This is a genomic window from Streptomyces sp. NPDC002573 (genome assembly GCF_042889625.1).
GTDB lineage: Bacteria > Actinomycetota > Actinomycetes > Streptomycetales > Streptomycetaceae > Streptomyces > Streptomyces gibsoniae.
In genome coordinates, this window is record NZ_JBIARC010000227.1 from 1 (window position 1) to 2,451 (window position 2,451).

Genomic DNA, 2,451 nt, shown 5'->3' on the forward strand with positions numbered 1-2,451 from the left:
TCACCACCAAGCCAACCGAACCTGAACCGCAGATCACCCCACAACCGGAACCGAAACAGCTGCCGTGACTACACCACCCCGCGGGACATGACCTCCGGTCCCCGACCCGAGCGGCTGGCTGCGGCGGGGCGAAGGCAGAGCGTCGCCGGTGGTGACGCGGCGGCCAGCGCCGGTGGGCAGGCCGTCCCAGTGCGTCTCGTCCACCAGGTCATGAGGTCGATCAGGGACGAAGAACACAACGGCGAGCCGGGACTGGTCGTGGTCGACGTCGCGGCCGCAGACGACGAAACCGCCTTCGCCTTCGAGGCGGCGCTTGCCGCACGCTGGACCACCGCGTCTGCTGACAGGACGGCCCGGGCACCGGACGAGCCTGGCGTTCGACTGAGTTGCTTCCTGGATCTACGCCAGGAACTCACAGACCTAGGTGTGCGAGAAAGCGGGACCTTCTGCGGGCTGAGCCGGCGCGGATGCGGTGGAGACGAACTGGGTGACGCCAGCGACCATCCGCCTCCCGGGCGGCGTCGATGGCAACCTCCACCACGGGCGCGGGCTGGACTAGCAGGAACAGCTGAGCCGCGCGCTGTTCTGAGTGGCGATGCTGTCGGTGAAGATGAAGGCGGCGAGAAAGCAGACGAATAACCTCAGCTCAAACCGGGCGGCGCCGCCTTACTGGGGCTGTCGTCCGGCTCCGCACCCGCCAGGCGAACCGTTTCTTCCGCTGCCCGCCGCGGCAACTTCTTCCCCGCGGCCATCGCAGCAGCCGCACGAGCCAACTGCGCTTGCACCTGCGCGAACGCTCGCGACCTTGACCGCTTTCGTTTGTGACTTCCGCTCATACCCGTTCAACGCGCCACCGCACTGTCCGTAACCGCAATACCGCCAAATGGAGTACACAACTCCGGCTCCAGGAAACGTCGTCCGACGACCCCACCGAATCCCGGTGCACGGCACGAACAAGATTTTTCTCAGCACTTTGCGCTGGTCAAGCCGCCTGCGCCTGGGAGAGAGGGAGCGCCGCTGCACAATCGGTAGTAACGGTTCGATCCGCTCCCACAACCCATCCTCGATCTCCGACGGCTTACGCGTGCCCACCCCAGTAGCCGCTGCGCATCCCCTCGTCTCAGAGGGTGGAATGTGAGCTGATATCCGTTCTGTATTCGCCTGAACGTGTGGCCCTGCCAATCCGTGGCGGGTCGCCGGGGCGGTGCCGTGCTGAGGTAACTGGGTGAGTGACCGCAAGCCTTACAAGAGCGACTTATCCGACGAACGCTGGGCGCTGATCGAGCCCGTGATCACCGCCTGGAAGGCCCAGCACCCCTCAGTCAGCGGCCACGAGGGCCGCTACGAGATGCGGGAGATCGTCAACGCGCTGCTCTACCAGTCCCGGACCGGCTGCCAGTGGGACTACCTCTCCCACACGACCTTCCGCCCGTCGGCGCGGTGAAGTACTACTTCTACACGTGGCGCAATGACGGCACCGACCAGGTCATGCACGACCTGCTGCGCTGGCAGGTCCGCGAGAAGAGGGGCCGATTAGCCGACCCCAGCCTGGTGGTGCTCGACACCCAGAGCTTGCACGCGGCGGCCGGAGTGCCGGCCGAGACGACGGGACGGGACGCGGCGAAGAAGGTGCCCGGCCGCAAGCGGGGATTGGCCGTGGACGTGCTGGGCCTGGTGATCGCCGTGGTCGTGCTGGCCGCCTCCGTCCACGACAACGCCTTCGGCACCGCCCTGCTCGACAAGGTCGCCGTCAGTGCTGCCGGCACCGTGACGAAGGCCCTGGTGGACCAGGGCTTCAAGAAAACCGTTGTGGACCACGGCGAGCGGCTGGGCATCGAGGTCGAAGTCGTCGAGCGCAACCCGGCCGATGCCGGGTTCGTCCCGCAGCCGATCCGGTGGCGGGTGGAGCAGACGAACGGGATCTTGATGCTGCACCGGCGGCTGGTGCGCGACTACGAGCACCGCCCCGCGTCGGCCGAGTCCCGGGTGTACTGGGCGATAAGCGATGTGATGGCCCGTCGACTGACGGGCGGCGCGACCCCAGCCTGGCGCGGCGCATGACCGGCGGGGAACTGACCTTGGGGGCGGTACTGGTACGGCTGGAGGAGCGCGAGCGGGAGATCGCCGCGCAGGCCGAGCAGACCCGCGAGCAGATTGCGCAGCTCACTGCGATGCTGGACGAGCTCGACAGGGCCGTCGAGGAGGTGCGGATCACACGCAAGACGCTGCTGGAGCTGCCTGAGTCAGGCCCGCCCACGCCGCCGGCCGGATTGGAGCTGCCGGACAAGGCGGCCTACCAGGAGATCCTGGCAGTGTTCGCCGAGGCCAGAGGTCCGCTACGCGCGCGGGGCGTATGCGAGCCTGCGTTCCGCGTAATTCAGCGGCATAGAGTCACGAATCTGGGGTCTGACCTGCGCGGACATGGGTGAGGGCGCCTGAGAGGCGTTTCTC

The 2,451-nt window shown here is 67.2% G+C and carries 3 protein-coding genes and 1 pseudogene; 3 read left to right on the forward strand and 1 reads right to left on the reverse strand.

From position 1 onward, the window contains the following. The first annotated feature begins 210 nt into the window (after positions 1–210). The gene (locus ACFYX0_RS47435; protein ID WP_388981982.1) at positions 211–639 is read left to right on the forward strand and encodes a DUF6207 family protein; all 429 of its coding nucleotides are present in this window, start codon (positions 211–213) and stop codon (positions 637–639) included. Between the two features lie 27 nt (positions 640–666). On the opposite strand, the gene ACFYX0_RS47440 is transcribed toward ACFYX0_RS47435, so the two are convergent. Then, complete coding sequence (locus ACFYX0_RS47440; protein ID WP_388981976.1) at positions 667–1,092, reverse strand: transposase; 426 nt, start codon at positions 1,090–1,092, stop codon at positions 667–669. A 133-nt stretch (positions 1,093–1,225) separates the two neighbouring features. Between ACFYX0_RS47440 and ACFYX0_RS47445 the strand changes: the two are divergent. After that, positions 1,226–2,061, forward strand: a pseudogene (locus ACFYX0_RS47445) (IS5 family transposase). Next, positions 2,058–2,429 carry a hypothetical protein gene (locus ACFYX0_RS47450; RefSeq protein WP_388981979.1) on the forward strand — a complete coding sequence of 124 codons (372 nt, stop codon included), beginning with the start codon at positions 2,058–2,060 and terminating at the stop codon, positions 2,427–2,429. The pseudogene ACFYX0_RS47445 and the gene ACFYX0_RS47450 overlap by 4 nt, the downstream one beginning before the upstream one ends. Positions 2,430–2,451 lie beyond the last annotated feature (22 nt).